Annotated in this window: 3 protein-coding genes; all 3 read right to left on the bottom strand. The window is 34.5% G+C overall.

Translation table 11 applies throughout. The annotated features are described in order from the left end of the window. Positions 1 to 74: 74 nt before the first annotated feature. Positions 75 to 278, bottom strand: a complete 204-nt coding sequence (locus LE180_RS06625) for a hypothetical protein (RefSeq protein ID WP_374134664.1) — start codon at positions 276 to 278, stop codon at positions 75 to 77. Between the two features lie 390 nt (positions 279 to 668). Further along, positions 669 to 2096: a TolC family protein gene (locus LE180_RS06620; RefSeq protein ID WP_374134663.1), complete on the bottom strand. Its 1428-nt coding sequence runs from the start codon at positions 2094 to 2096 to the stop codon at positions 669 to 671. Between the two features lie 33 nt (positions 2097 to 2129). After that, positions 2130 to 2565, bottom strand: a 436-nt coding sequence (locus LE180_RS06615) for a class I SAM-dependent RNA methyltransferase (protein ID WP_374134662.1), incomplete at its 5' end; no start/stop codon positions are given.

Below are 2565 nucleotides of genomic sequence, written 5' to 3'. Positions count from 1 at the left end.
GGCATACATCACTCCTAAACTATACTGAGTCTTTGCATCTCCTTGGTCCGCTGCTTTTTGATAAAATTTTACTGCTAATGGAGAAGGAGTTCATCATAACTTTGTTGAACTCCTTCTCCATTAGCATACATCACTCCCAGATTATACTGAGCCGTTGCATCTCCTTGGTTCGCTAATGCTTTAGTTTGCTTAAAGGATGGACTATAGGTCTTACAGCCTGTAACACAAATACCAAATAGAACTAAAACTAAAAACGTTGAGACTATACATTTTCTCATTTTATCATCCAAATTTTCATATTATAACAACATGTCCTTTCATATCATATCATGCTAAATCGAGACTTTTTGCCTCTTATTTTTTTCAACACAGATAGTGAATTCTTTCAGTATTTTAGCAAAAATTTACATCAACTTTTTTTAATAAAGATATTTATTTTTTCTCAATAATTCTACAGCTTTATATGTTTATTCGTCATACTCCATTAATACATGAAGGTATTGCCAGGGGAATTTACTGCGGTGTTTTTATTCCCCTTTCCCTGAAAGAGGCGACAACGCCAAAGACGCTGCCGGGGTACGGAGAGTACGTATTTATGCAGTAAGTCTAATGACAACAAAAAACTGGCAAAAATATCTCTTTCGCGCGCTTGTCGTAAAGTTGCTTAATTATAACTGACAACCGTAAAAAGCGCTCGCTTTTTCATATATCTGAATTAGTTCTAAAATATTTTTTAAAACATTTAATGTAGCATCGTCTAAAGCTTGTTCGCTTTGCAAAACAAGATTTGTCGTGGTTCTGCCTTTTCTCAACAAATTTTTGTCTTCTTCTTGTCTTTGCTGTTGCATCTTTTCTATCTCAATTACAAGATCAAGTCTTAATTTTGCATTGTTCCAATTATCTACAAGCTGAAACCAATCGTTATTTTCTTGAATCGCTGCGTATTCGGCAGATTTTTGAGCTGAATTTTTTGCCGCTTCATAACCTTGATTTACAGTTTTTCTAAGTTTAAAATCTAAAGGAAGCGTATATTTTAAACCTATTGAATAAGACGGTTTATCGCCATTTGTTATATGTTGGACAGCATCGCTTAGAGCCTGTTCCACACCATTTAAGACAAACTGTCCGCTTAAAACCAAATCTGCTCCGGAACTTTTATCATGAGCAATCTGATCATATAAAGAACTTTGCACATTCTCCAAGCTTGAAAGAACATCAGCCCTTATACCTTTCTTGCTAAGCATCTTACTGCCTTTAAAATCATTTCCTTTATCCTTAAAATTTTCAAGATTGTATTTAATTTTATCATCTTTAATGTTTAAATGTTGATTAAATACTCTATTTGCTTTATTTTCATCCTCGTAAGCCAGCTTCAAATTTAACTTGCCTAATTTCACAGCGATCTGAGATTGAAGCAAATCTGATTTTCCCGCCAAATCCATATTATACCTTCTTGTTGTCCAATCCAATATCTTTTCCGCTCTTGTTAAAGACATTTTTCTAAAAGCTATAACCGTTTTTGCGTATGACAAATTCCAGTATGCGAGTTTTACATTGAGTAAAATATTTTGTTTTTTATACTCCAATAAATACAATGCAGATTTTGCGCTCGCTTTAGATTTTGCTATACCTGCCTTCGTTGACCCGCCATTTATGTCTTTCCACAACGACTGTTGTAACTTAACAAAAGGGGCAATATCGCTCAAATCGTGATCCTTCGCGGCGGGACCTGGCGCATATTTGTATCGACCTAACGAGCCGTTTAAACCCAAAGAAACTTGAGTACCGGTTGCGAATTGCTTGCTAATACCGGCATCATAGCTTAACTTCGACATGTCGTCCATTCTTACAGACGGATTATACGGTCTTCCGCTTCTATCATCAAGATAATTTACGCCTGCGCTCAAAGAATAAGAATAAAATTTTTCTATTTCAGCGAGCTTGCCACTTACAGCATCAATGCTTAACTGCGCAGACCTAAGTTCGCTGTTATTTTTAATAACCATGTCTAAATATTCATTAAGAGTTAACATTTCGCAATAAGCCACGCCTGTAAAAATAAACAAAGACACAAATAAAAACCTTAACGCTTTCATAATAACGTATCTCCAATCGTCTTATTTTGATAATTACGCAACTTCTAACAACACAATCACTTCTGCGTGAAACGTTTGAGGGAACATATCAACAGATACAATTTCTTTAACAGCAAATTTAGCGCTTTCGATAATAGTTTGCAAATCTCTTGCTAAGGTAGCCGGATTACAGGAAACATAAACTATTTTTTTTGCATTCGATTTAAGTAAAAATTTAACAACGTCTTTTGTAAGTCCAACACGGGGAGGATCAACAACTACAATATCAAAATTATTATTATTTTCTTTTATCCAATCTTCCACTGTAGAAATATAAAACTTTGCATTAAAAACATTGTTAATTAAAGCATTCTCTTTTGCATTGTCTATCGCTTGTTCAATTTGTTCTATTCCAACAACTTTTTTCACGTTACTAGCTATCGATATACCAATTGTTCCCGTACCGCAATACAAATCAAGCAAAATATCA

The sequence above is a fragment of the Candidatus Endomicrobiellum pyrsonymphae genome (genome assembly GCF_020328025.1).
Lineage (GTDB): Bacteria > Elusimicrobiota > Endomicrobiia > Endomicrobiales > Endomicrobiaceae > Endomicrobiellum > Endomicrobiellum pyrsonymphae.
Note: the sequence above shows the minus strand (reverse complement) of the source record. Positions and strands in the feature narration are given on the sequence as shown.

Coding starts and splice junctions, on each gene's coding strand:
- LE180_RS06620 (WP_374134663.1), bottom strand. CDS start 2,096: ATGAAAGCGTTAAGGTTTTTATTTGTGTCTTTGTTTATTTTTACAGGC.
- LE180_RS06625 (WP_374134664.1), bottom strand. CDS start 278: ATGAGAAAATGTATAGTCTCAACGTTTTTAGTTTTAGTTCTATTTGGT.